At 67.9% G+C, this 25,143-nt stretch carries 23 protein-coding genes; 10 read left to right on the forward strand and 13 right to left on the reverse strand.

Annotated elements, in window-relative coordinates:
* Positions 1 to 3 precede the first annotated feature (3 nt).
* A complete protein-coding gene (locus JL101_RS18500) occupies positions 4 to 768 on the reverse strand; it encodes a hydrolase (protein WP_228434945.1) in 765 nt (254 codons plus the stop codon).
* A 38-nt stretch (positions 769 to 806) separates the two neighbouring features.
* Between JL101_RS18500 and JL101_RS18505 the strand changes: the two genes are divergently transcribed.
* Positions 807 to 1,700, forward strand: coding sequence for a LysR family transcriptional regulator (locus tag JL101_RS18505; RefSeq protein WP_203097008.1), 894 nt, complete (start codon positions 807 to 809; stop codon positions 1,698 to 1,700).
* A 98-nt stretch (positions 1,701 to 1,798) separates the two neighbouring features.
* On the opposite strand, the gene JL101_RS18510 is transcribed toward JL101_RS18505, so the two are convergent.
* From JL101_RS18510 to JL101_RS18540, 7 genes are all read right to left on the reverse strand, one after another.
* Positions 1,799 to 2,509 (reverse strand): isochorismatase family protein, encoded by a 711-nt coding sequence (locus tag JL101_RS18510; protein WP_203097007.1) that lies wholly within the window; start codon positions 2,507 to 2,509, stop codon positions 1,799 to 1,801.
* Between the two features lie 122 nt (positions 2,510 to 2,631).
* Positions 2,632 to 4,017 carry a phosphoglucomutase/phosphomannomutase PgmG gene (gene pgmG / locus JL101_RS18515; RefSeq protein WP_203097006.1) on the reverse strand — a complete coding sequence of 462 codons (1,386 nt, stop codon included), beginning with the start codon at positions 4,015 to 4,017 and terminating at the stop codon, positions 2,632 to 2,634.
* Positions 4,014 to 5,369, reverse strand: a complete 1,356-nt coding sequence (locus JL101_RS18520) for a UDP-glucose dehydrogenase family protein (protein WP_203097005.1) — start codon at positions 5,367 to 5,369, stop codon at positions 4,014 to 4,016. Before JL101_RS18520 ends, pgmG begins: the two co-directional genes overlap by 4 nt.
* An 85-nt stretch (positions 5,370 to 5,454) precedes the next feature.
* Complete coding sequence (galU, locus tag JL101_RS18525) at positions 5,455 to 6,324, reverse strand: UTP--glucose-1-phosphate uridylyltransferase GalU (RefSeq protein ID WP_203097004.1); 870 nt, start codon at positions 6,322 to 6,324, stop codon at positions 5,455 to 5,457.
* 104 nt (positions 6,325 to 6,428) lie between these two features.
* Positions 6,429 to 7,166: a DnaJ domain-containing protein gene (locus JL101_RS18530; protein ID WP_228434947.1), complete on the reverse strand. Its 738-nt coding sequence runs from the start codon at positions 7,164 to 7,166 to the stop codon at positions 6,429 to 6,431.
* A 15-nt stretch (positions 7,167 to 7,181) separates the two neighbouring features.
* Complete coding sequence (locus JL101_RS18535; protein ID WP_203097003.1) at positions 7,182 to 7,898, reverse strand: vWA domain-containing protein; 717 nt, start codon at positions 7,896 to 7,898, stop codon at positions 7,182 to 7,184.
* A gap of 115 nt (positions 7,899 to 8,013) precedes the next feature.
* Complete coding sequence (locus JL101_RS18540) at positions 8,014 to 10,068, reverse strand: molybdopterin-containing oxidoreductase family protein (protein WP_203097002.1); 2,055 nt, start codon at positions 10,066 to 10,068, stop codon at positions 8,014 to 8,016.
* Between the two features lie 155 nt (positions 10,069 to 10,223).
* Between JL101_RS18540 and JL101_RS18545 the strand changes: the two genes are divergently transcribed.
* Entirely contained in the window at positions 10,224 to 11,537 is a 1,314-nt protein-coding gene (locus JL101_RS18545) for a hemolysin family protein (RefSeq protein WP_203097001.1), read from the forward strand.
* 10 nt (positions 11,538 to 11,547) lie between these two features.
* On the opposite strand, the gene JL101_RS18550 is transcribed toward JL101_RS18545, so the two are convergent.
* The 3 genes from JL101_RS18550 to JL101_RS18560 form a co-directional block, all read right to left on the reverse strand.
* Positions 11,548 to 11,769 carry a hypothetical protein gene (locus JL101_RS18550; protein ID WP_203097000.1) on the reverse strand — a complete coding sequence of 74 codons (222 nt, stop codon included), beginning with the start codon at positions 11,767 to 11,769 and terminating at the stop codon, positions 11,548 to 11,550.
* A 182-nt stretch (positions 11,770 to 11,951) separates the two neighbouring features.
* Positions 11,952 to 13,301, reverse strand: coding sequence for a dihydrolipoyl dehydrogenase family protein (locus JL101_RS18555; protein ID WP_203096999.1), 1,350 nt, complete (start codon positions 13,299 to 13,301; stop codon positions 11,952 to 11,954).
* Between the two features lie 123 nt (positions 13,302 to 13,424).
* The gene (locus tag JL101_RS18560) at positions 13,425 to 14,252 is read right to left on the reverse strand and encodes a transglutaminase-like domain-containing protein (protein ID WP_211111129.1); all 828 of its coding nucleotides are present in this window, start codon (positions 14,250 to 14,252) and stop codon (positions 13,425 to 13,427) included.
* A 207-nt stretch (positions 14,253 to 14,459) separates the two neighbouring features.
* Here JL101_RS18560 and JL101_RS18565 point away from each other — a divergent pair, with 207 nt between their 5' ends.
* Positions 14,460 to 15,374, forward strand: coding sequence for a cytochrome c oxidase assembly protein (locus tag JL101_RS18565; protein ID WP_203096998.1), 915 nt, complete (start codon positions 14,460 to 14,462; stop codon positions 15,372 to 15,374).
* An 82-nt stretch (positions 15,375 to 15,456) separates the two neighbouring features.
* Complete coding sequence (locus tag JL101_RS18570; protein ID WP_203096997.1) at positions 15,457 to 15,957, forward strand: YciE/YciF ferroxidase family protein; 501 nt, start codon at positions 15,457 to 15,459, stop codon at positions 15,955 to 15,957.
* A gap of 61 nt (positions 15,958 to 16,018) precedes the next feature.
* On the opposite strand, the gene JL101_RS18575 is transcribed toward JL101_RS18570, so the two are convergent.
* Both JL101_RS18575 and JL101_RS18580 read right to left on the reverse strand, forming a co-directional pair.
* Positions 16,019 to 17,587, reverse strand: a complete 1,569-nt coding sequence (locus JL101_RS18575; RefSeq protein ID WP_203096996.1) for a cisplatin damage response ATP-dependent DNA ligase — start codon at positions 17,585 to 17,587, stop codon at positions 16,019 to 16,021.
* Positions 17,584 to 18,696, reverse strand: a complete 1,113-nt coding sequence (locus tag JL101_RS18580; RefSeq protein ID WP_203096995.1) for a ligase-associated DNA damage response exonuclease — start codon at positions 18,694 to 18,696, stop codon at positions 17,584 to 17,586. The genes JL101_RS18575 and JL101_RS18580 overlap by 4 nt, the downstream gene beginning before the upstream one ends.
* 124 nt (positions 18,697 to 18,820) lie before the next feature.
* Between JL101_RS18580 and JL101_RS18585 the strand changes: the two genes are divergently transcribed.
* The 6 genes from JL101_RS18585 to JL101_RS18610 all read left to right on the forward strand — a co-directional run bounded on the left by JL101_RS18585 (position 18,821) and on the right by JL101_RS18610 (position 25,124).
* The gene (locus JL101_RS18585) at positions 18,821 to 19,756 is read left to right on the forward strand and encodes a carbohydrate kinase family protein (RefSeq protein ID WP_203096994.1); all 936 of its coding nucleotides are present in this window, start codon (positions 18,821 to 18,823) and stop codon (positions 19,754 to 19,756) included.
* A 9-nt stretch (positions 19,757 to 19,765) separates the two neighbouring features.
* The gene (locus JL101_RS18590; RefSeq protein ID WP_203096993.1) at positions 19,766 to 20,746 is read left to right on the forward strand and encodes a pseudouridine-5'-phosphate glycosidase; all 981 of its coding nucleotides are present in this window, start codon (positions 19,766 to 19,768) and stop codon (positions 20,744 to 20,746) included.
* Positions 20,747 to 21,002: 256 nt separating this feature from the next.
* Positions 21,003 to 21,578, forward strand: a complete 576-nt coding sequence (locus tag JL101_RS18595; RefSeq protein WP_203096992.1) for an ANTAR domain-containing response regulator — start codon at positions 21,003 to 21,005, stop codon at positions 21,576 to 21,578.
* 390 nt (positions 21,579 to 21,968) lie between these two features.
* Positions 21,969 to 23,396, forward strand: a complete 1,428-nt coding sequence (locus JL101_RS18600; protein WP_203096991.1) for a CmpA/NrtA family ABC transporter substrate-binding protein — start codon at positions 21,969 to 21,971, stop codon at positions 23,394 to 23,396.
* Positions 23,397 to 23,434: 38 nt separating this feature from the next.
* Entirely contained in the window at positions 23,435 to 24,310 is an 876-nt protein-coding gene (gene ntrB, locus JL101_RS18605) for a nitrate ABC transporter permease (protein WP_203096990.1), read from the forward strand.
* Positions 24,311 to 24,323: 13 nt separating this feature from the next.
* Positions 24,324 to 25,124 (forward strand): ABC transporter ATP-binding protein, encoded by an 801-nt coding sequence (locus JL101_RS18610; protein WP_203096989.1) that lies wholly within the window; start codon positions 24,324 to 24,326, stop codon positions 25,122 to 25,124.
* Positions 25,125 to 25,143: the final 19 nt, after the last annotated feature.

Here is a 25,143-nt window from a genome sequence, read left to right on the forward strand (position 1 = left end):
CGGTCAGCCCGCGGTGCCTGGCACCGGCGTGTTGAGCAACTGCTGCTCCCACAGGAAGGCGATGCCGCTGCCGGCGGCATGCTGCACGAGCACCTCCGAAAGCTCGGCGGCATGCTCCGTGCGGGCCCAGTCACGCTGCCATTCCGCCGCCACCGCCAGCCAAGTCATCATGTTCGCGCCGGCCGCGATCATGCGTCGGATCGCGACCTCGTGGGCCTCGACCGAAACGCCTCCGGATGCATCGGTGACCACCGTCACGTCCCAACCCTCGCCAAGAGCCTGGATTGCCGGCATCGCGACGCAGATCTCGGTCCAGAGGCCGGCAATGATGAGTTGCTTGCGGCCGGTAGCCTTGACCGCGTCCACGACCTTCCTGTCCTCCCAGGTGTTGATGAAAGTCCGATCGATCACCTCCTGGCCGGGGAAAACGTCGGTGATCTGAGGGAAGATCAGGCCGCCCCTGTCGGCGATCACGCTTGTCAGGATCGTGGGTACGCCGAAGGCTTTGGCGGCCTTCGCCAGCGCCGTCGTATTGTTGACCACCATCTGCGGCTCGTGGCTGTTCACGTTTGCAAGCTGGTAGGGCTGGTGGTCGATCAGAACGAGGACCGAGTCTTCGGGACGAAGAAGCGAACCAAGGCCATTCCGAAAAGTCATTGCGACGTCCTTTCCTGCCGATCGAACGGCATCGGGTTTGCGGGAGACATCCGCCTGGAGCGACTGCCCGCCCGCAATTAACCGTTCCCTCCGGCGATGCGATAGTGCCATGGTCCGGGAAGCTGTGTCGCGTTACCGGGAACGCCGAAGTGGACATCGAAGATCTGCAGACATTCGTCGCCGTCGCCGATGCCGGCGGGGTATCCGCCGCCGCGCGCCGGCTCGGCGTTTCCAAATCGGTCGTGAGCCGGCGGCTCTTTCGGATCGAAGCGGAACTCGGCATCCAGCTTCTCGCACGGACGACCCGCGGTGCCGCCCTGACGGAAGCCGGCGTCACGTTTCGGGACCATGCGGCCCGGGCCAGTGCCGAGATGGACACGGCCAGAGAGGCGATTTTTCCCGATGGCGATCTGCACGGCCGCCTGCGCATCGCGATGCCGTTTTCCTTCGGGCCGACCCATTTCGCACCCGTGGTCGCGGAAATGGCAAAACGCCATCCGCGGCTGCACATCCATTCATCCTACAGCGATCGTTTCGTCGATCTCATCGCGGAGGGCTTCGATTGCGCCATCCGGGTCGGCTACCTCCAGGACTCCAACCTGATCGCGAAGCGCGTCGGGCCGATCTACGGAAAGCTTCTGGCAAGCCCGGCTTACATCAAGTCGCACGGCGCTCCTGAGACACCCGAACAGGTGCCCAACCACCCGGCGCTCATGCAGGGAACGGAAACCTGGCAATTCGCGGATGGCGACAGGATCATCACGGTTCAGCCGCAGGGCAGCTTCAAGGCGGACAACGCGACGGCGCTTGCCGCCGCCGCCGTTGCGGGGCTGGGGATCGCCTGGCTTCCCGACTGCATCACGTACGACCACGTCGCCTCGGGCGCGCTCGTGCCGATCATGACGGGCTATCCACCGCCCCCGGCGGCCGTCTATGTCGTCCGTCCGCCCGGCCAGCATCCCGCCCGGAAGATAAGGGTCCTCACCGAAATGATGACCGAGTATTTCAAACGAAACCCGGACCTTTGGGGTCTCGACTCCTGAACCGGGAACGGCGCGCAACAGGCAGGTTGGACGGGGCCGGCTGGGCAATTCGTTCGCCGCGAAACAGCCCGTCCGGCCGCACCCGCTCCGAACCGGACCTAAGCCAGCCCACCCGCCAGAACGGCGCCGCGCGACGCCATGACGTACAGGCCCATATGGTGGGTCTCCGCCTGGGGATGGGCCGCCGTGTCGGGCAGGCCCAGGTCCCGGGCGATGGCCAGGGGAAGGTCGTAGGTGGCGCATCCGGGCTCGTAGACCACGATGTCCTCCAGGTCCCCCGCCATGCCGTGGTTGCGCGCCGACAGCAGGGTCAACACGAAATCCATCACGCAGATGTCGGTGCAGATGCCGACCGCCAGCACCGCCTTCAGCCGGTTGCCCGTGATCCAGTCCAGCAGGCGGTTGCGGCCGTCCGGCCCGATGGCCCCGATGAAGCCGTTGATGCAGTCCTTCCGGATCAGCGTGGCACCGGGCGAATCGGCAAGCCATTCCAACTCGCCCACCAGGTTCTCCTGACCGGTGCCGATCTCGCAGTGGGGTGGATAGGGCGGCTCGGGCTTGCCTGGGATGTGGGTGTCGAGGAAGGCCAGGGTCGGCCACCCTTCCGCCTCGAACCGGCGCGCCAGCCCGACGGTCTCGGCCACCATCCGGGTGACCTGGGCATTGGGGGCAGCGGGAGCCAGCGGACCGCACCCGACGGTGCAGAACCCGTGGACCTCGTCGACGATGACCAGACCGGTCGGCTTGGAAGCCGGATCGAACCGGCCGAGCGCTATGGGAAGGGTCCGGCTGATGAGGGTGTCCGGCATGGCGATGGTCCTTGATCACCGTAGGTCGGATAGAGCGAAGCGGCATCCGACAAAGCCGGTGGGTGGATGTCGGGTGCCGCTTCGCTCTACCCGATCTACAGGATACGGCAAACTTCTGAAGATCAGAAGTCCGCGGGAGCGGAGATGCCGCTGGCGCCGAGTTGCTCGACCAGCAGTGCCTTCAGCCGCTCCAGCCCTTCCGGGCTGAAGGCCTCGCAGCGGGCGACCAGCACGTCCTGGGTGTTGGAGGCGCGCAGCAGCCACCAGCCGTCCTCGGTGTTGACCCGGACCCCGTCGATATCGTTCACCGTCGCCCCGCTCGCCGCGAGGCGCGCCTTGACCTCCTTCACGACGGCGAACTTGCGCTCCTCGTCGGTCTGGAAGCGGACTTCCGGGGTGTTGAACACCTCCGGCAAAACGTCCCGGAGTTCGGCCAGCGTCTTGTCGGACTTGGCGACCAGGGCCACCAGCCGGATGCCGCAATAGAGCGCGTCGTCGAAGCCGTACCACTTGTCGGCGAAGAAGATATGCCCGCTCATCTCGCCGGCCAGCGGCGAGCCCGTCTCGGCCATCTTGGCCTTGAGCAGGGAGTGGCCGGTCTTCCACATCAGCGGCTTGCCGCCCAGCCGCTCGATCTCGTCGAACAAGGTCTGGCTGGCCTTGACGTCGGCGATGATGGTGCCGCCGGGATGAGTCTTCAGCACCTCGGAGGCATAGATCGCGACGAGCTGGTCGCCCCAGACGATCCGGCCGCCGGCATCGACGGCGCCGATCCGGTCGCCGTCGCCGTCGAAGGCGATGCCCAGGTCGCACTTGTGCTCCGCCACCGCCTGCTGGAGGTCCACCAGGTTCTCCGGCATGGTCGGGTCCGGATGGTGGTTCGGGAAGTTGCCGTCGATGTCCTCGAACAGCAGGATGTGCTTGCCCGGCAGCCTGGCGGTCAGCCGCTTCAGGATCTCGCCGGCGGCGCCGTTGCCGGCATCCCAGGCGACGGTCAGGTCGCGGGCGCCGTCATAATCCTTCAGCAGGCGCTCGACATAGGCGTCGCGGATGTCGATCTTCTCCGCCCTGCCCTCGCCCACGGCATAGTCGCCCTTGGCCGCGATCTCGCCCAGCTCCAGGATGGCCTGGCCATAGACCGGAGCCTTGCCCATCATCATCTTGAAGCCGTTGTAATCAGGCGGGTTGTGCGACCCGGTGATCATCACGCCGGCCGAGGCCTCGCGGTCGCGGACCGCGAAATAGAGCATCGGGGTCGGGCCGAGGCCGATCCGCTCGACATGCAGGCCGGTCGAGACCAACCCCTCGACCAGGGCCGCCTCCAGCTCCACCGAGCTGAGCCGGCCGTCATAGCCGACGCAGACCCGGTCGCCGCCGCCCCTTACCACCACGGTGCCGAAGCTGCGCCCGATCGCGCGGGCATCGGCGGCGGTCAGGGTCTTGCCGACGATGCCGCGGATATCGTACTCGCGCAGGACGGTACCGTGGAACTTGTGCGTTTCACTCATGACTCGAGGACCTTCTCGCGCAGTTCGCGATTGCTGATGCGGAAACGCGAGGGACGCCCGACGCAGGTATAGGCGAACCCGGCCATTTCCATGTCATCCGGATTGTAGACATTGCGAAGGTCTACCATAACCGGTGTTTTCATCAACTCCCGCACGCGCTTCAGGTCTAGCACGCGGAATTCGTTCCACTCCGTGAGGAGTGCCACGGCCGAAGCGCCCTCCAGGGTCTCGTAGGCGTCGCCGCACCATTGGACGCCGGGCAGCAGCTTCTCGGCCTCGTGCCGGCCGGCCGGATCGAAGGCCCGGATCACGGCGCCCTTCTCCTGCAGGGCCGGGACGATGTCCAGCGACGGGCTGTCGCGCATGTCGTCGGTGTTCGGCTTGAAGGTGACGCCGAGCACGGCGATGGTCTTGCCGTCCACGTCGCCGCCGCAGGCCTCTACGATACGGTCGGCCATGGATTGCTTGCGCCTGGTGTTGATGTCCACCACCGTCTCGACGATCCGCAGCGGCGAGCCGTAGTCCTGGGCGGTGCGGACCAGGGCCAGGGTGTCCTTCGGGAAGCACGACCCGCCGTAGCCGGGACCGGGATGCAGGAACTTCTTGCCGATCCTGCCGTCCAGCCCGATGCCCTTGGCGACGTCGTGGACGTCGGCCCCGACCTTCTCGCACAGGTCGGCGATCTCGTTGATGAAGGTGATCTTGGTCGCCAGGAAGGTGTTCGCCGCGTACTTGATCAGCTCGGCGGTTTCCAGGCTGGTCATGACGATCGGCGTCTCGATCAGGTAGAGCGGCCGGTACAGGGCGCGCATCACCGCGCGGGCGCGGTCGCTGTCGGTCCCGATCACCACCCGGTCCGGGCGCAGGAAGTCGCCGATGGCGGAGCCTTCCCGCAGGAACTCGGGGTTGGACGCCACTCCGAAATCGACGTCGGGACGGGTCTTGCGGATGATGCGCGCGACCTCGCGGCCGGTGCCGACCGGCACCGTGGACTTGGTCACGATGACGGTATAGTCGTTGATGCCGCGGGCGATCTCCTCGGCGGCGGCATAGACGTAGCTGAGGTCGGCGTGGCCGTCGCCCCGGCGGGACGGCGTGCCGACGGCGATGAACACCGCGTCGGCATCGGCGACCGAACCCGCCAGGTCCAGGCTGAAGGACAGCCGCCCGGCCTTGACGTTCTTCGCGACCAGATCGTCGAGCCCCGGTTCGTAGATCGGAATTTCGCCGCGGTTCAGCCGGTCGATCTTGCCCGCGTCCTTGTCGACGCACACGACATTGACGCCGAACTCGGAAAAACAGGCGCCCGAAACCAAGCCGACATAGCCGGTTCCGATCATTGCGATACGCATGGGCCGTGCCCTCTATCTCAATATTTCAACGTGAATGCCGGCCGCGGAGCGGCCGGATTACCTGGGTGACCGGATATATACCGGATCAGATCAGCTTTGCGATGGCCTCGCGGACCAGGTGCCCGATGTCGGGACGCTCCAGCGCGAACGCCAGGTTCGCCTCCAGGAAGCCGACGCGGTCGCCGCAATCGTACCGGGTGCCCTCGAACCGGAGGCCGTGGAACGGCTGGTTCCCGATCAGGCGCGCCATGCTGTCGGTGAGCTGGATTTCATTGCCGGCACCGCGCTCCTGACGGTCCAGATGGCCGAAAACTTCCGGCTGGAGGATGTAGCGGCCGATGATCGACAGGGTGGACGGCGCGACTTCGGGCTTCGGCTTCTCGACAAGGCCCTTCACCGCGGCCAGCCGGCCGTCGTCGGACGCCACGTCCAGGATGCCGTACCGGTTCGTATGCTCGCGCGGCACGTCCACGACGGCGACGATGTTGCCGCCGACGTCGTCATAGGCCTCGACCATCTGCTTGAGGCAGGGGGTGCCGGCCAGCACGACGTCGTCGGGGAGCAGGACCGCGAACGGCTCGTCGCCGACCAGCTTGCGCGCGCACCAGACCGCATGGCCCAGGCCGAGCGGCTGCTGCTGGCGGGTGTAGAACAGCTTGCCGGAGCCGATCTCGGTCGACCGGACGGCCTCGAGCGCATCGAGCTTGCCGCGGGTCTCGAGGACCTTGTTGAGATCGCCGTTGATGTCGAAATGGTCTTCGATCGCCGATTTGCCCTGGCTGGTCACGAAGATGATGTCTTCGATGCCGGCGGCGCGAGCTTCCTCGACGGCGTGCTGGATCAGCGGCTTGTCGACCAGGGGCAGCATCTCCTTGGGGATGGCCTTGGTCGCCGGCAGGAACCGGGTGCCCAGTCCGGCAACCGGGAAAACCGCTTTACGCACTGCTTTACGCATGGGTGTCTCTTTTCGCTACGCGTGGAATGATGGGAAGAACCCGAAGCGGCACTTTACGACTTGAATTTTCTGCCACAAGCGTGTGCTGCGGCGCAACCCACGCTTTACGAGCGCAGGAGCAGATCTTTGGCCTGATTGATCTTGGCAGCGAGATATGTCGACCCGCCCTGATCGGGGTGCATCTTCAGCATAAGTCTTCTGTGGGCATCCTTTATTTCGCCCTCGCTTGCGCCGGGCTGAAGGCCTAATACCTCATAGGCTTCCTCGCGCGTCATCGCGCCGCCGGTGCTGCGTGAACCCGCAGACCCGCTCCCATGTTCCCCGGCGCCGTGTTCCCCTGCCCCGGGGGCGCCGGCACGCCAATCCTCCTGCCGGGTCCTGTCGAGATAGGCTTCGAGGATCGCGGCGGACTGGGAGTCGCCGGCCCGGCATTCCTGGAGCAGATCCAGCAGCTCGGCCAACCCCAGGTCGCCCAGGCTCCTGCCCTGGAACCGGCCGCGCAGCACCTCGCCGGTCATCCGGCCGCTGTCATGGTCGAGCCGCATCCGCAGGAACGCGGTCTCGATCTTGGAGCTCTGCCCCTCGCTGGGACCGGCCGCGGCCTTCACGCGGTTCACCAGGGCGCGCCAGCGCAGCACCATCGGCAGGACGAAGGCGGCCACCGCCATCGCGGTGCCGAGACGTCCGGTGATCGCCAGGAAGAAGACCACCACCACCGTGACGCCGATCGTGGTGTATTTCACGCCCCGGGCGAGGGTCTTCGGGTCCGCGTTCACGAAGGCCTGCGCCAGCAGGTAGAAACCCACGAGAAGTGCTATGCCGAGCAGGAACAGCGGGAACATCGGGGCTTCGCGTCCCTACCTGTTGCCGACCTGGTGGGACAGCAGGCGCACCATCTCCCCCTTGCCCCGGCTGTAGTCGGCCAACGCCGGCCGCCCGCCGGCGGCGAAGACCGCGACGGCGCTGAGCAGCTCCTTCAACTGCTGGGCGCTGGAGGCGTCGAACGGGCAATAGGCGCCGCCGCTCAGCCGGGCGATCTGCTCGAAGGCGCGCCGGGCGATCGGTTCGCCCCCCTCGTGGAACATGAACACCGGAACGCCCAGCAGCCCCAACTCGCCGGCATGGTGGCAGAGCTTGTCGACGTCCTCCTCCATGCAGTCGCCGACGAACACGACGGCGTCCACCTTCTCGCGCCGGCTCTCCTTCAGGGCGTGGTTCAGCACGCGATCGATCTGGGTCTGGCCGCCCAGGCAGGTGACCGACGTCATCCGCTTCAGCAGGTCCTTGGCGTTGCCGACCCACGGGCTCGCCTGGCACTGGCGGAAGCCGCGATAGAAGACGAGCTGAACGTCCAGGCCGCCGAGCGCCGCCGTCGCCTCGAACATCTCCGCCTGGATCTGGCAGGCCCTGTCCCAGGACGGCTGCCGGCTGGCGGTCGCATCCATGGCGAACATCAGGCGGCCGCGCCGCCCGGACTGCTTGAGGTTCGGCGTCGCCGCCACCTTGCGCAGGAAGGCATCCACGTCGGACTGGGTGGACTTGGTGGTCGGCAGTGTCTTGTCGTCGTCTGCCATGGCGGCCCGTATCTCCTGTCTATGGGAAACCGAGGGCGTGCACTCCATAAACGGAGATGGAACCGGATTCGTGCTGTTTCCAGAGCCCATTCTTTTGGAGATACGGGCGGAATGCTCACCCCGCCCGCAGCCAGACCGCCGTGTCGTGGAACACCGCCCCGCCGAGCGGACGCCCGGGGTCGGCGCCGGTCAGCACGTTGATCCCGCGGCCCTCGACGAAGCAGTCGTTGGGCCAGATCCCCTCGACCACCACCACCCCGGGCTGGAGCCCGTCGAACCGCCTGACATGGACCAGCACGCTGCCGCGGCGATTGCCGATCCGGACCAGCCCTCCGTCTGCCAGCCCGAGGCCGGCGCAGTCCTCCGGGTGGACCAGGGCGGTCGGCCGCCCCTCGCGCTTCCGGGCGCTCGGCGTCTCGGTGAAGCTGCTGTTGAGGAACTGGCGGGCCGGCGGGGCGACCAGCCGGTAGGGATGCTCGTCGGTCGCGGCTTCGATCACGTCGAAATGGTCGGGCAGCGACGGCATGTCGGCATGGTTCGGGCCGACCCGCGACCAGTCCGGCTTGAAGTGGAAGCGCCGGTCCGGCGTGCCGAACCCGTCGAGGAAATGGCTGTCGGTCTCCGCGATGCAGTCGTGCCAGCGCTGGTCGCGCAGCGTCGCGGCGTCGGGCCAGCCGGACGCCTTCAAGGTGGCGTCGACCAGTTCCCACGCGGTCATGCCGAAGCCGGGATGCTCCGCCCCCAGGCGCCTGGCCAGGCCGCGGATGACCTCGTGGTTCTCCCGGCACTCGCCGGGCGGATCGATCTGCCTGGCCCCGACCTGGAGATGCATCTGGCCGCCGGCGGTATAGAGGTCGTCATGCTCCAGCATCATGGTCGCCGGCAGGACGATGTCCGCCAGCCGGGCGGTGTCGGTCATGAACTGCTCGTGGACGCAGACGAACAGGTCGTCGCGCAGCAGGCCGGCGCGCACCTTCTCGCTCTCCGGCGCCACGGTCGCCGGGTTGGTGTTCTGGATCAGCATCGCGTGGACCTGCGGCCCGGCGCCCAGCGCGTCCCGCTCCCCGACCAGCACCGGGCCGATCCTGGACATGTCGAGCACCCGGACCTTCGGGTCCAGGCGGTCGCGCCCCTCGATCAGGGTCTTGTCCAGGCGGTAGATCGCCGAATTGCTGTAGAGCGCCCCGCCGCCCTCGTGCGCCCAGGCGCCGGTGACGACGGGCAGGCAGCTCACCGCATGCATCTGGGCGGAGCCGTTGCGGCTGCGCGAGAAGCCGTAGCCGAGCCGGAGGAAGCTTCGCCTGGTCGAGCCGTAGAGCCTCGCGAACCCGACGATCGCCTCCTCGTCGAGGCCGGTGATGGCGGCCGCCCAGGCCGGCGTGCGCGTCTCCAGATGCCGTTCCAGCTCGTCCGGCACGTCGGCGTAGCGCGCCATGTAGTCCCGGTCGGCATAGCCTTCCCTGAACAGGACGTGCATCACCGCGCAGGCGAGCGCGCCGTCGGTTCCGGGGCGCGGCGCCAGGTGCAGGTCGGCGCGCTCCGCCGTCCCGGTGCGGTAGGGATCGACGACGACCAGCTTGGCTCCCCGCTCCTTCCGGGCGCGCGAGATCCAGCTCATGACGTTGACCTGGGTCGCCACGGGGTTGCCGCCCCAGACCACGATCAGGTCGGACAGGGCCATCTCGCGCGGGTCGGCGCCGCGCTTCACCCCGTTGCCGGCCAGCCAGCCGGCATCGGCCAGGGCCGTGCAGATCGTCGTCGCCTGGCGGGAATAGCCCATGACGTTGCGCAGCCGCTCGATGCCGTCGCGCTGAACATTGCCCATCGTGCCGGCGTAATAATAGGGCCAGACGGCTTCGGGGCCGTGCTCGCGGGCGACGCGGGCGAACTGCTCGGCCACGATGTCGAGCGCCGCCTCGAACGGTATCTCCCGCCATTTCCCCTCGCCCTTGGCGCCCACGCGCTGGAGCGGCATGGTCAGCCGGTCGGGATGGTGGACCCGCTCGGCATAGCGGGAGACCTTCGCGCAGATCACGCCGTCGGTATAGCTGTTGTCCGGAGCGCCGCGCACCCGGCCGATGCGGTTCGGGGCGATCCGCTCGACTTCCAGCGCGCAGGTGCTGGGGCAATCATGCGGACAGACGGAGGGGACGAAGGTCGAATCAGGCACCGGATGAACTTTCGGTAAAACGCGCCGCGGAGCGGTCCGGGCGGATCTGCGGTAACCAAATCTAGCCACATCCGGAGGTTCCGGCAATCCGCCTTGCCCGGCGGCCTCTCCGCCGTGTTAACGTCGCGCACCGAAATAATCGAACCGAGGAGTTCATGTTCGCCTGGGAACTGATCGTGGTCGTTCTGCTGATCGTGCTGAACGGTTTCTTCGCCATGTCCGAACTGGCCGTGGTATCCGCCCGGCGGGCAAGACTTCAGCAGATGGCCGAGGACGGCAACCGGGGAGCCCGGGCGGCGATGCGCCTGGTGGAAGACCCCAGCAAGTTCCTGTCCACGGTCCAGGTCGGCATAACCCTGATCGGCATCCTCGCGGGCGCCTATGGCGGCGCCACCCTGGCGGAATACCTTGCGGTGGAACTGCGCCGTATCCCGTCGATCCAGCCCTATGCGGACGGCGTCTCGTTCGCCGTGGTGGTCGTCTTCATCACCTACCTGTCGCTGATCATCGGCGAGTTGGTGCCCAAGCGCATCGCCCTGGTCAATGCGGAGCGGATCGCCGCCCTGGTTTCCCGGCCGATGGGCATGATCGCGGCCTTGGGGGCGCCCCTGGTCTGGGTGCTCGGCGTCTCGACCAACCTGGTTCTCCGCCTGCTCCGCCTCAACCAGGTCAAGCAGGCCGAGGTGACCGAGGAGGAGGTCAAGTCGATGATCGCCGAGGGTGCGCGGACCGGGGTGTTCGACCCGGCCGAGCGCGAGATGATCGAAGGCGTGCTGCGGCTGGCCGACCGGAGCGTGCGGACCATCATGACCCCGCGCCCGGACGTCCACTGGCTCGACATCGGGGACGACCCCGAAACGATCCGGCGGGAGATCGCAGAGAGCGGCCGGTCGCGGTTCCCGGTCAGCCGAGGCGACCTGGACGAGATCGTCGGCATCGTCAACACCAAGGACCTGCTCGACCAGCTGCTGACCGGCCGGCCCTTCGACCTCCAGGCATGCATGGACAAGCCCCTGATCATCCATGACGGCACCCAGGTGCTCCGGGTGCTGGAACTGTTCAAGCAGACCGGCCTGCACATGGCGATCGTGGTCGACGAGTACGGCTCGGTCGAAGGCATCGCCACCGCCACCGACATCCTGGAGACCATAGCCGGCGATTTCCCCGAGGCGGGCGAGGACGACGCCGGCGTGGTGCGGCGGGAGGACGGGACCTGGCTGGTGGACGGCATGCTGCCGATCGACGAGGTCGAGCACCGGCTGGGCCTGCGCGGCCTGCGCGGCGATCGCGACTTCCACACGCTGGCCGGGTTCGTCATGGCCGAGTTGGGGCACGTGCCCAGCGCCGGAGAACATTTCGCCTGGCGCGGCAGCCGGTTCGAGGTGATCGACATGGACGGCCGCCGGGTCGACAAGGTCCTGGTCGCGATCCCGCCGGCGGAGGCGGAGGACGAGGATCCGTCGATCTGAACGCCGCGGATCAGCCGCCCGCCCACCAGGAGCGGCCGGCATCCACCGCCGCGCGCACGGGCTTGACGATCCGCTCGACCTCCGCCGCGACCCGGTCCTCGGCCACGCCGGGAAACAGATCGCGATAGCATTGGCTCGCCAACTCGACGGCGGTCGCGTCATCGGCCCTGAGGCTTCGCGCATTGGCGTAAGCCTCCGCCACCGCCACCTCGTCGTCGACACCGCGCGCCATTCGAAGCACCCCTCCAATCGATGGAGGAAACAGTACCGCGAAAACGCTTCGATATTAAACTAAATTTAGTTAGGTATTTCGGTTTAGGACGTTGGAACAGGACGCGGAACGATCGTCTCGATCGCCTTATGCCGCCCCGGCCGGGGGTCGGCACCGGCCTACCGCGAACGATACCGCGGCCGTCAGACCATGGACGCGACGTCGGACCCGCCGGTGGGATAGGCGAAGGGGGTCTCCGCGAGCCGGTCGGCGGCGATCCCGTGGCGGATGGCCAGCGCGAACAGGTTGATCACCTCGTCGGCATGGGGACCGACGAGATGGGCGCCCAGGATCCTGCCGGTGCCCTCCTCGACCAGGACCTTGTGGCCGGAGCAGGGCTCGTTGAGCCGCCGGGCGCTGAACCAGCCGCCGGTGACGGCGTGGTTGACCCGGAAACGCAGCCCCTGGCGCGCGGCCTCCTCCTCCTGCAGGCCGACCGACGCGAGCGGCGGCAGGGAGAAGACGACGCTCGGCATCCCGCCGTAATCCACCCGGCGCTCGGCCCGGCCGGTCAGGTTCGCGACCACCACCTCGGCATCGTGGCTGGCCTTGGGGGTCAGCGGCATGCCGGAGGCGACCGCATCGCCCGCGGCGAAGACGCGCGGGTTGGTCGTGCTGCGCAGATGGCCGTCGACTTCCACCCCGCGCTTGCCCGCGGCGACATTCCCGGCCTCCAGGTCCAGCCCGCCCAGGTTCGGCACCCGGCCGGCAGCGTGGACGACCAGGTCGGCATCGAACCGGAGGCTCCGCCCTTCCTGGTCCGCGTGGACGCGGTAGCCGTCGCCGGTCCGCTCCACCGACGTGACGGCGGTCCCGACCCTGACATCCACCGGCAGGTCGTGGGTCCGCTCGACCAGCAGGTCCACCAGGTCGGGATCGAAACCGGCCAGCAGCCGCACGCCGCGCTGGAGCATCGTGACCTCGGCGCCGGCGCGCACGGCGAGATGGGCGAATTCCATCGCGATGTAGCCGCCGCCGACCAGCGCGATGCGGCGGGGCAGCCGCTCCAGATCCAGGAAGCCGTCGCTGTGCAGCAGCAGGTCGGCGCCCCCGATCGGCAGGTCCGCTGGCCTGGAGCCCGCCGCCAGCACGAAGTGCCCGGCCTGCAGCACGGTGTCGCCGACGGCCATGGCGTCGGGAGAGACGAAGCGGGCGGTGCCGTGCAGCGTGGCGATGCCGGCTTCCGCCAGGGAGGCTTCCTTGGACGGCGTCACCGGGTCGGTGAAGCGCCGCTTGAAAGCCATCATCGCGCGCCAGTCCGGCACCGCCGGCTCGCCGAAGACGCCGACCTCGCCGAGCTGCGCCATGGCCGCGACGGGCTCCGCCGCCGCGCGCAGCACCTTCTTGGGATCGCAGCCCCGGAGCTGGCACGTACCGCCATAGGGAAGCTCGTCGACGATCGCGACGTCGAGACCCGCCGCCCGGCAGCCTTTCGCGATGGCCGTTCCGGCGACACCGGTCCCCACCACGACGATGTCAAAGCTTCGGGTCATATCGGTCCTCCCCAGTCGTTCCTCCCCAGGGCCGAGCGCCCTTCGATCAGACAGCGATGCCGTTCCGCGTCCTGCAACAACATCCCGGACGGAGACTTGTCATCATGCCTCGCGCGAGGGATATCAGGCGACCTGCTCCGTCCAGACAAGGAAACTCTTGAGGGTATGGGGTCCGAAGGTCGTAATCATCGCGACATCCGCGGCATCGCGGCCCTTCGCGATGGGGATGCGGCCGATCCGCGGCCCGTTGTGGCGCGCGTCGAACAGGTGCCAGCCTCCGTCCAGGTAGACCTCGAACCAGGCGTTGAAATCCATCGGTAACGGCAGCGCCTCGATCCCGATGTCGCCCAGGTAGCCGTTGACGAACCGGGCCGGGATGTTCAGGGCCCGGCACAGCGCGATGGACAGGTGGGCGTAGTCGCGGCACACGCCCTTCCGTTCGTTGAAGGTCTCCAGCGCCGTCCGGGTATTGCGGGCGTGCCGGTAGCCGAACTCGACCGCGCCGCTCACCCAGTCGCAGACTGCCTGCACCCGGTCCCAGCCCTCCGGCACGGAGCCGAACAGGTCCCAGGCGGCATCGGACAGCAGGTCGGTCTCGCAGTAGCGGCTGCCGAACAGGAAGGGCAGCACTTCGGGCGGCAGCCGGTCGACGCCGTGCTGGCGGGCACCCGCATGCCTCAGGTCCGGCATGCCGCTGTCCCGCACCAGCCCGATGGAGCGGAAGGTGGTGACGCCGGGGCCGACCACGGCGCGGGAGCACCGGTTGCCGTAGCCGTCGAGGAATTGCTCCACCGGGATCGCGGGAAAGGTCTCCACCACGTCGCGCTTCAGCAGGCTGCGTTCGCGGCTGGGGTGGACGCCGAGCAGGAGCATGACCGTGGTCGGCCGGGCCACCTCGATGGAAAATTCATATCCGACCTTGATGACGATTCCGGGGTCGGTTTGCTCCATCCGAAATGGTGAAATGATGATCGACACGCGCTTCGACACTCCAAGCCAAATTTCGCGGACCTTATTATTGCCGATATGTCGGGTCAAATGCCCGTGACGAATAGCTGGCTGCGGCATTTTGGGTGGATTGATTAAAAAATTTGCATCTTGCCGCCAATCCGTTCGTTACCCGTTACTGATGATCGGAACAGACGACGCCGGGATCCTATGCCGCTCCATTTCATCCTGACGGCTCTTCTTCTGCTGTTGCTGCCGCCCCCGCCGGCCCTTGCCCACGGGCTGACCGTGATCCCGCCGGAGGGGGTCTGGTACGCCTGGTCGATCGATCCCCTGGTGCTGGTCCCGCTCGTCCTCGCGCACTGGCTCTACGGGCGTGGGCTGGCGCGGATGTGGAGCCGAGCGGGAGCCGGACGGGGCGTTCCCCGCTGGCGCGCCGCCTGCTTCCTGGCCGGCGAACTCACGCTCGTGCTGGCGCTGGTATGGCCGTTCGACGCGGTGGGCGGCACGCTTTTCTCGGCCCACATGGTCCAGCACATGCTGCTGATGGTCGTGGCCGCGCCGCTGCTGGTGCTGGGAACCCCGCTCGCCCCGATGATGCGGGCGCTGCCGGAGGGCTGGCGACCCGCTGCCGCCGGGATGGTGCGGAAGCTCCGGCCGGGACGGTTCCTGACCAGGCCCTCGGTGGCGGCGGTGATCCAGGGCGTCGCCCTGTGGGGCTGGCACGCGCCGGCGCCGTTCCAGGCGGCGCTGGTGGACGACGCGATCCACACGGCCGAGCACGTCACCTTCATGGCGAGCGCGGTGCTGTTCTGGTGGAGCGTGCTGCATGCCGGGCGGGACGGTCCCGGCGGCTACGGCGCCGCCGCGGCCTGGACGCTGGTGACCGTGATCCACGGGGGCATGCTAGGAGCCCTGCTGACCTTCGCCCGGGCTCCGCTCTACCCGGCCTACGGCGATTCCGCGTCGCTCTGGGGACTGACCGCGCTGGAGGACCAGCAGCTGGCCGGCCTGATCATGTGGGTCCCGACCGGCATCATCCATCTGGGCGCCGGGCTGTGGCTGATCGGCGCCTGGCTGTCCGCCGTCTCGCGTCGCAACACAAACGTCACGGAACCGACCTGAGGCTGCGCTGTTGGGGACGGACGATCGCGAAGAGAGACCCCTCGACACGCGAGACGAGTTCAACCCGGCAAAGGAGCACACCATGGCTGTCAAGACGATGCAGGATCTGATGATCGAGGAACTGCGCGACATCTATCATGCGGAAAAGCAGCTGACCCGCGCGCTCCCGAAGATGGCTCGGGCCGCGTCGAACGAACAGCTCAAGCAGGCGTTCACCCAGCATCTCGAGGAGACCCGCGGCCAGATCGAGCGCCTGGAGCAGGTCTTCGAGAAGCTGGACACCCGGACCCGCGGCAAGCATTGCCACGCGATGGAAGGCCTGATCGAAGAGGCCAAGGAGATCATGGAAATGGGCTTGGCGCCCGAGCTGCTCGACGTGGCCCTGATCGCCGCCGCCCAGAAGGTGGAGCATTACGAGATCGCCGGTTACGGCACGCTGCATGCCCTGGCCTCGGCTTCCGGCATGAACGAGGTCGCCCAGCTCCTCGAAGAAACCCTCAACGAGGAAAAGAAGACCGACGAGCTGCTGAACAAGCTGGCGGTCGGCGACGTCAACAAGAAGGCCATGAAGGCCGCCGCCTGACCTTCCGGCGCACCTGAGGACCGCCCCGCCCCCTCCCGGGGGCGGGGTTTTCGTTGCCCGCCTACTCCACGATCAGCTTTTCCAGGGTCTCCAGCCGGTCGGCCTCGGCCGGCGGCTTGTCCCAACGGATGCGGGCGACGCGCGGGAAGCGCATGGCGACCCCGCTCTTGTGGCGCGTCGAGCGGTGGACGCTGTCGAACGCCACCTCCAGCACCAGCCCCTGCTCGACCTCGCGCACAGGGCCGTAGCGCCGGGTGGTATGGTTGCGCACCCAGCGGTCCAGCATTCCCAGCTCCTCGTCGGTGAAGCCGGAATAGGCCTTGCCGACCGGCACCAGTTCGTCGCCCTTCCAGGCGCCGAACGTGTAGTCCGAATAGAAGGACGACCGCTTGCCGTGGCCGCGCTGGGCGTACATCAGCACGGTGTCCAGCGTCAGCGGCCCGCGCTTCCACTTGAACCACGGCCCCTTCGGCCGGCCGGCGACATAGGCGCTGTCGAACCGCTTCAGCATCAGCCCCTCGATGGAGCTCTCCCGCGCGCCGTTGCGAAGCTCCGCCAGCTCGCCCCAGGTCGAGAAGGGCAGCATGGGGGACAGGTCCATCCGGCGCGGGCCGGTCCGGGCATACCAGTCCTCCAGCCGGCGGCGGCGCTCCTCGAAACCGAGCTGCCGCAGATCCTCCGGCCCGTCGAACAGGATGTCGTAGAGCCGGACATGGGCCGGGAAGTCCAGCAGCATCCTGGCGGTCACGGTCTTGCGGTTGAGGCGCTGCTGAAGGTCGTTGAACGGCGCCACGGCGCCGTCGCGCAGCACCAGAAGTTCGCCGTCCAGGACGGCGTCGAACGCCATCGCCTCCAGCATGTCGGGAAAGGCCGGGCCGATGTCGTCGCCGGTCCGCGAATAGATCCGGCACTCGCCGCCCTTGGCGACGAGCTGCACCCGGATGCCGTCCCACTTCCATTCCGCCCGGTAGAGGTCGGCGCCCAGCGCGGCGATGTCCTCGTCCTCCAGCGGGTTCGCCAGCATCAGGGGGCGGAAGCCGGCCCCCTCGCCGACGGCGGGCCGCTCCTCCCGCCCTTCCAGCCAGGCGAACAGCGGCAGGTAGGGCGGCGTCAGGCCGTGCCAGACCTCCTCGATGTCGTCGACATTCTGCCCGCCCCACTCGGCCAGCGCCGTCTTGGCCAGACGGGCCGAGACGCCGATCCGCAGCGAGCCGGTGATCAGCTTGATCAGGGCGTAGCGGCCCTGGGCGTCCAGCGCGTCGAGCCAGCGCTCGACCAGCCGGGGCACGTCGGCGCGCTTGGTCTCGGCCAGCGTCTCGACCACCTCCGCCAGGGTCGGCTGGTGGTTGGCGCCGGGGCGCTGCGGCCAGATCAGGGAAATGGTTTCCGCCGTGTCGCCGACGAAGTCGTAGGACCAGCCGTAGAGCACCGGATCGACCCGCGTCATCACGAGGTTGCGGAGCGCCGCCGGCTTGGCGTCGGTGAAGGTCAGGCCGCCGGTCAGCGCGGCCAGCGCGATGCCCCGTTCCGGGTCGGGCGTATGGCTGAAATAGTCCGCCATCAGCCGGATCTTGCCGTTGCGCGACGGGGTGAAGACCAGGGCGTCGATCAGTTCGGCGAACCGCTTCACAGCAGCGCCCCCTGGGCCGGGGCCGCCCCTGCCGCCGGCGGCTGCTCCAGGTCGGGAAGCTCCCCCTGCTCCTCCCCCTGGCCCTCCTCGTCGAAGCCGACCAGCGCCAGGGCGCGGGCGCGGATGCCCCGGCCGGTGGCGTAGTGGACGAGCGCCTCCTCCCGCCCGTGGGTCACCCACACCTCGGGAGCGCCGACTTCCTCGATGGTCATGCACAGCTCGTCCCAGTCGGCATGGTCCGAGATCACCAGCGGCAGCTCGACTCCGCGCTGCCGGGCCCGCTGGCGCACCGTCATCCAGCCCGACGCCATGGCGACCACGGGGTCGGGCAGTCGGCGGGCCCAGCGGTCCGCCACCGCCGAGGGCGGCGCCATCACGATATGGCCGACGAAGGCGTCCTTCTTCAGCCCGGTCGCCGGCACCAAGTCGCCGAGGTCCACCCCCAGCTCCCGGTAGAGGTTGCACAGCGGGATGTGCGCGCCGTGCAGGAAGATCGGCTTGTCGTAGCCGGCCTTGCGGATCAGGGCGATCACCCGCTGGCATTTGCCGAGCGCGTAGGCGCCGACCACGTGGCTGCGCTCCGGGAACAGCTCGACCGAGTGGAGCAGACGCGCGATCTCGCCGCCGTCCGGCGGGTGGCGGAACACCGGCAGGCCGAAGGTCGCCTCGGTCACGAACACGTCGCAGGGCACCGGCTCGAACGGCGCGCAGGTCGGATCGGCCCGGCGCTTGTAGTCGCCCGAGACGACGATCCTGCAGCCCCGGTACTCCATTACCGCCTGGGCGCTGCCCAGCACGTGGCCGGCCGGGACGAACCGGACGTCCACCTCGCCGATGCGCACCGTCTCGCCGTAGGGCAGCGGTTGGAGCGATCCGCCGGCGGCCTCGCCGTAGCGGGCGTGCATGATCGCCAAGGTGTCGGGGGTCGCGAGCACCCGTTCGTTGTTGGGGCGGGCATGGTCGGCGTGACCGTGGGTGATCACGGCGCGCGCGGCCGGGCGCACCGGGTCGACGAAGAAGTCGCCGGGTTCGACATAGAGACCCTGGGGCAGCACCTTGATCCAGGATTCGGGAGGCCAAGCTTCTGGAAGAGCGGTCGGAGCGGTCATGATGGATATATGGGCAACATCGCGGGAAAAAGCCAAACCCGCCGTCATCCCGGCTCTTGCGGTATCACCCGTTCTAAGTTCATCCTGTTCTTTAGAAGGATTCCACGAAGGAGAGGCTTACCCCATGGAGCCCACCGTCGCCTGCATCGGTGCAGCGCATATCGACCGCAAGGCCACGGCTGCCGGCCCGGTCGTCCCGGGAAGCTCCAATCCCGTCAGCATGCGGGTGGGAATGGGCGGGGTCGCCCGCAACGTGGCGGAGAACTTGGCCCGCCTCGGCCTTTCGGTGACGATGGTCAGCCGGGTCGGCGCAGACCGCGAGGGCGACTCGGTGCTCCAGGGCTTGGCCGACGCGGGCATCGGGACGGAAGATTGCACCCGCTCCGCCGCCTCGCCGACGGCCTCCTACACCGCCCTGCTCGACCGCGGCGGCGAACTGGTGGTCGGGCTGGCCGACATGGCGATCTACGACGAGCTGACGGTCGAGTTGATCGAGCCGCTGCTGCCCCGCCTGGAGCGCATCCCGGTCTGGTTCATCGACTGCAACCTGCCGGCGGAGTCGCTCCGCCTGCTGCTGCGCCGCAAGCCGGAGGGCTGCACCGTCTACGTGGACTGCGTCTCGGTCGCCAAGGCGGCCAGGCTCCAGGGCATCCTGCGCGGGATCGACACGCTGTTCGCCAACGGGGACGAGGCGGCCTATCTCTCCCACGTGCCGATCCGCGCGCCGCTGGACGTGTGCGAGGCCGGCTACCGCCTGATGTGCAACGGCGTGGGCAGCGTGGTGATCACCCGCGGCCAGGAAGGGGCCTTCGTCGCCTCCCCCTTCGACTACGACTTCTTCCTGCCGCCGCCGGTCGATGTGAACGAGGTGACGGGCGCCGGCGACGCGCTGGTGGCGGGGGTGATCTTCGGCCGGATCGGCGGCCATTCCATGGAGGACTCGATGCGGATCGGCCTCGCCTGCGCCGCCTGGGCGGTGGAGGCCGCCGAAACGGTGAATCCCGCGCTCAACGCCGATCTGGCCATCGAACGCGCGGGACTTTTGCGGAAATCCGCGTAGACTGCCGGCATGCACGATTACCTTGCCATCCACCCCGAGGTCGCCGAGGCGCTCCAGGCCAGAAAGGCCGTGGTCGCGCTGGAATCGACCATCATTTCCCACGGCATGCCCTATCCGCGGAACGTGGAGACGGCCCGCCTCGTGGAAAAGACCATCCGCGACGGCGGCGCCGTCCCGGCGACGATCGCGGTGCTCGACGGCCGCATCCGGATCGGCCTGACCGACGACGACCTGGAGCATCTCGGCAACAGCCAAGCCCAGGGCCGCGAGGTCATGAAGCTGAGCCGGCGCGACCTGCCGGTGGCGCTCGCCACCCGCGCCGACGGCGCCACCACGGTCGCCGCCACCATGATCTGCGCCGCGCTGGCCGACATCTCGGTCTTCGCCACCGGCGGCATCGGCGGCGTACACCGGGGCGCGGAAAGCACGCTCGACATCTCCGCCGACCTGGACGAGCTGGCGACCACCAACGTCGCGGTGGTCTGCGCCGGCGCCAAGGCGATCCTCGACCTGCCCAAGACGGTCGAATACCTGGAGACCCGAGGCGTCCCCGTGCTGGGCTACGGCACCGACGAGCTGCCGGCCTTCTACACCCGCTCCAGCGGCATCAGGCTGGCGTCCCGCTGCGACAGCCCGGCGATGGTCGCCCGCATCCTGCGCGCCAAGTGGCAGCTCGGCCTGAACGGCGGCGCCGTCATCGCCAACCCGATCCCGCAATCGGCGGCGCTCGACCAGGAGTTCGTCGACGGCGCCATCGCCCGGGCGCTGGCCGATGCCGACGCGCAGGGCGTCAAGGGCAAGGACGTGACCCCGTTCCTGCTGTCCCGCCTGGAGGAACTGACCGGCGGCGCCAGCCTGGAGGCCAACATAGCATTGGTCCGCAACAACGCGGCGGTCGCTGCCTCCATCGCCCACGCCTATGCCGAGCTGAGCGCGGAAACGGCGCTGCCGCCGAAGCCGCACCTGACGCGGACGCGGCCCTGGTACTGACGGGGAGCCGGCGCTTCCGGTTTTTTGGCCACAGATGGACACAGATAAACTCAGATGAGCTTCGGCATGCAGGATCTCCTGTGATCCGCCGGCGCTGATCCATGATTCATATCTGCGCCCATCTGCGTGCATCTGTGGCCAAGAAATAGAACCTTCCAACGCCTCCCCGTTCGCCGTCAGCCATTACCCCGTGGCCCACGGCTTGCTTGTCCGTCACGCGATGCAGCGGTGATGACAGCCCACAGGAACGTTGGAATTGCGCCTTCTGGTCGTCGACGAGAACCCCGAGAGGTCCGATGTCGTCCTGTCCGGCCTCAAGGAGGCCGGTTACGACGTGGTCGCCACCATCAGCAAGGACGACGACCTGCGCGAGGGCATCAGGGCCCACCGGCCGGACCTGGTCATCATCGACCTGGAGTCACCCTACCGCGACTATCTGGAGAACCTGATCACGATCAACCGCGAGAACCCGCGGCCGATCGCGATGTTCGTTGCCCAGGAAGACAGCACGCTCATCAACGAGGCGATCGAGACCGGGGTCAGCGTCTATGTCGCCGACGGGCTCAGCCCGAAGATGGTCAAGTCGATCCTCCAGATCGCGATCGTGCAGTTCACCAAGTTCCGCAGGCTCCAGGAGGAACTGGACAGGTCCAAGACGGCGCTGGCCGACCGCAAGGTGGTCGAGCGGGCCAAGGGCCTGCTGATGGCGCACAAGGGCGTGACCGAAGAAGAGGCATACCGCTTCCTCCGCAAGCTCGCCATGGACCAGAACAAGCGCCTCGCGGAGATCGCGGAGAACATCCTGTCGCTCTCCCGACTGTTCAAGGGCTGACGAGGTCGTCACCCAAGCCGTTGAAATAGCTTGGTTTGCTCGACCAGCATCTGGTCATTTTCCAGGCAGAATTCCGCACTGCACAATTTTTGACCGGCAGTGGCGGGATCGCAGGCATTTCAGCGGCCGTTCGGACGGTCGGGCTGGAGCGGAAGTCAGCCTTTCCGCGGCTCTCCGCGCCTGGAGAGTATTGGCACGCGGCTTGCTAGAATAAACAGCGTGCGGCGCGGCGATCCAATGGCGGAGCGCCAGTCGCGCAAGACAGTGTCGGTCCAACGGCGGAACGACCTACCCCGGATAATGGCGTCCGAATGTCGAGCGGCTCCCAACAGCCCGCTCGACGTTCCGGCGCCTTTTTTATTGCCGAAGTTTCGGCCGATGGAGCGAGCGATGTCCAAGGACCCTGCACTGTTCACCTCCAAGCTCACCGCCCGGCAGGACCGCCGCGGCATCCTCAAGGCCGGTGCCTCGCTCGCCGGCACCGCCGCACTGCTCTCCGCGATCAGGGCGGCCACCCCGGCGGGCGCCTGGGCGGCCGGCACCGACGGGATCGAGAAGCCGAAGCTGACCCTGGGCTTCATCCCGCTGACCGACTGCGCGCCGCTGGTGATCGCCTCCGAAAAGGGCTTCTTCAAGAAGCATGGCCTGGACGTGGCGCTGTCCAAGGAGGCGTCCTGGGCGAATATCCGCGACAAGGTGATGATCGGGGCGCTCGACGGCGCGCACATGCTGGCCGGCATGCCGCTCGCCGCGACGCTCGGCATCGGCGCGATCCAGAAGCCGACGGTCACCGGGTTCTCCATGGACCTCAACGGCAACGCCATCACCGTTTCGACGGCCCTCTACGACCGCATGGTCGAGATCGACCCCGACACCATGAGAAAGCACCCGGTCGGCGCCGCCGCCCTGAAGAAGGTGATCGATGCCGACAGGAAGGCCGGCAAGGAGCCGCTGACCTTCGCCATGGTCTTCCCGGTCAGCACCCACAATTACGAACTGCGCTACTGGATGGCGTCGGCCGGGATCGATCCGGACGAGGATGTCCGCCTGATCGTGATCCCCCCGCCGCAGATGGTCGCCAACCTCCAGGCCGGCAACATCCAGGGCTACTGCGTCGGCGAGCCGTGGAACGCGCGCGCCGTGCAGGCCGGGATCGGCCGCACCCTGGTGACGAACTACGACATCTGGAACAACAAGATCGAGAAGGTCTTCGGCGTCAACCAGGACTGGGCCGACGCCAACCCCAACACCCACAAGGCCCTGATCCGCGCGCTGATCGAGACGGCGCAGTGGATGGACGAGCCGGGCAACAGGATGGAGGTGGTCGAGATCGTCTCGCAGAAGGCCTACGTCAACGCCCCGGCCGACGTGGTCAAGATGTCGATGACCGGCACCTTCCAGTACGCGCCCAAGGAACCGGCGCTGCCGATGCCGGACTTCAACGTGTTCCACCGCTACGCCGCCAACTTCCCGTGGCGCAGCCAGGCCGTATGGTACCTGACCCAGATGGCGCGCTGGGGCCAGATCGAGCAGCCCATCAATTTCGCCAGGACCGCCGAGGCGGTGTTCCGCACCGACATCTATCGCGAGGCCGCCAAGGAACTGGGCGTCCCCTACCCGACCGTGGACTGGAAGTCGGAAGGGACCCGCTCGGAGCCTTGGGTCCTGGCGGACGCGACCCGGCCCATCGCCATGGGACCGGACCGCTTCCTCGACGGCCGAACCTTCGATCCGGCCGATCCCGTGGGCTACCTGCGCGGCTTCGAGGTCTCCAAGCCCAGGATCGACCTGGACGCTCTCGCCCAGGCGAACGTCTGAACCGTCCGTTCATCCCGCTTCATCAAGGATCTCCCGACATGACCAGCGTCCCGGTGGACGAGACCACGCGCTCGCCCGCAGTCCAGCCACAATCCTCCCTTCCCGCAGCCCCGTCGGCAGCGGCCCGCCTCCGCGAACGGGTGTTCCAGGCTCTGCCCGACATCGTGCTGCCGGCCATCACCCTGCTGGTGGTCCTGCTGGCGTGGCACCTGGTGGCCACCAACCTGGGCGGCGGCTTTCCCGGCATCGGGGAGACGTGGGACCGCGGCGTCGAGCTGCTGTCCGACCCGTTCTACAGCAACGGCCCCAACGACATGGGGCTGTTCTGGCAGGTGCTCTATTCCCTGGGCCGCGTGATGGCGGGTTTCCTGCTGGCGGCCCTGGTGGGGGTTCCGGTCGGGTTCCTGATGGGCTCCAGCGCGATCTTCCGCAAGGGCTGGGCGCCGCTGATTCAGATCCTGCGGCCGGTCAGCCCGCTGGCCTGGCTGCCGATCGGCCTGCTGCTGTTCCGGGCGGTCGATCCCTCGGCGATCTTCGTGATCTTCATCACCAGCATCTGGCCGATGATCCTGAACACCGCTGCCGGGGTCGAGGCGATCCCCAACGACTACCGCAACGTCGCCGCCGTCCTGCGACTGAACCGGATCGAGATGGTCCGCCACATCCTGCTGCCCGCCACCCTGCCCCACGTGCTGACCGGCATGCGCCTGTCCCTGGGCATCGCCTGGATGGTCATCGTGGCGGCCGAGATGCTGACCGGCGGCATCGGCATCGGCTTCTTCGTCTGGGACGAATGGAACAACCTGAACGTGTCGAGCATCATCGTCGCCATCGTCGTGATCGGGCTGGTCGGCATCCTGCTGGATCTGGGCATGACCCTGATCCAGCGCCGCTTCGACCACAGCAAGCGCTGAGGAGACCGCAGGCATGACCGCATATCTCAGCATCGAAGGCGTCGGCATCACCTTCAATCCCCGCAAGTCGCCGGTTCCCGCCGTGCGCGACGTGGACCTCAAGATCGCCCGGGGCGAGTTCGTCAGCATCATCGGCCATTCCGGCTGCGGCAAGTCCACCGTGCTGAACATCGTCGCCGGCCTGCTGAAGCCGACGCTGGGCGGGGTCTTCCTGGAAGGGAAACTGGTCGACGCACCGGGCCCCGACCGGGCCGTGGTGTTCCAGAACCACTCCCTGCTGCCCTGGCTGACCGTCTACGACAATGTCCGGCTGGCCGTGGACAAGGTGTTCGGCAAGACCCGCGGCGCGCAGGAGCGCCACGACTGGACCCTGCACAACCTGAACCTGGTCGGCATGGCGCACGCCGTCGCCAAGCATCCGTCCGAGATTTCCGGCGGCATGAAGCAGCGGGTCGGCATCGCCCGGGCCCTGGCGATGGAGCCCAAGGTGCTGCTGATGGACGAGCCGTTCGGCGCGCTCGACGCCCTCAACCGCGCCCGGCTCCAGGATGCCCTGATGCAGATCCAGACCGCCCTGCGCAACACCGTCGTCATGATCACCCACGACGTGGACGAGGCGGTGCTGCTGTCCGACCGCATCGTGATGATGACCAACGGCCCCGCCGCCACCATAGGCGAAGTGCTGGACATCCCGCTGGAGCGTCCGCGCAAGCGCCTCGACCTGGCCGACGACGCGACCTACGCCCACTGCCGCGGCGAGGTGCTGCGCTTCCTCTACGCCCGGCATCGCCCCGCCGACGCCGACGCCGCCTGAGCCGGAGAACCGACCCATG

The organism is Skermanella rosea, from assembly GCF_016806835.2.
Taxonomy (GTDB): domain Bacteria; phylum Pseudomonadota; class Alphaproteobacteria; order Azospirillales; family Azospirillaceae; genus Skermanella; species Skermanella rosea.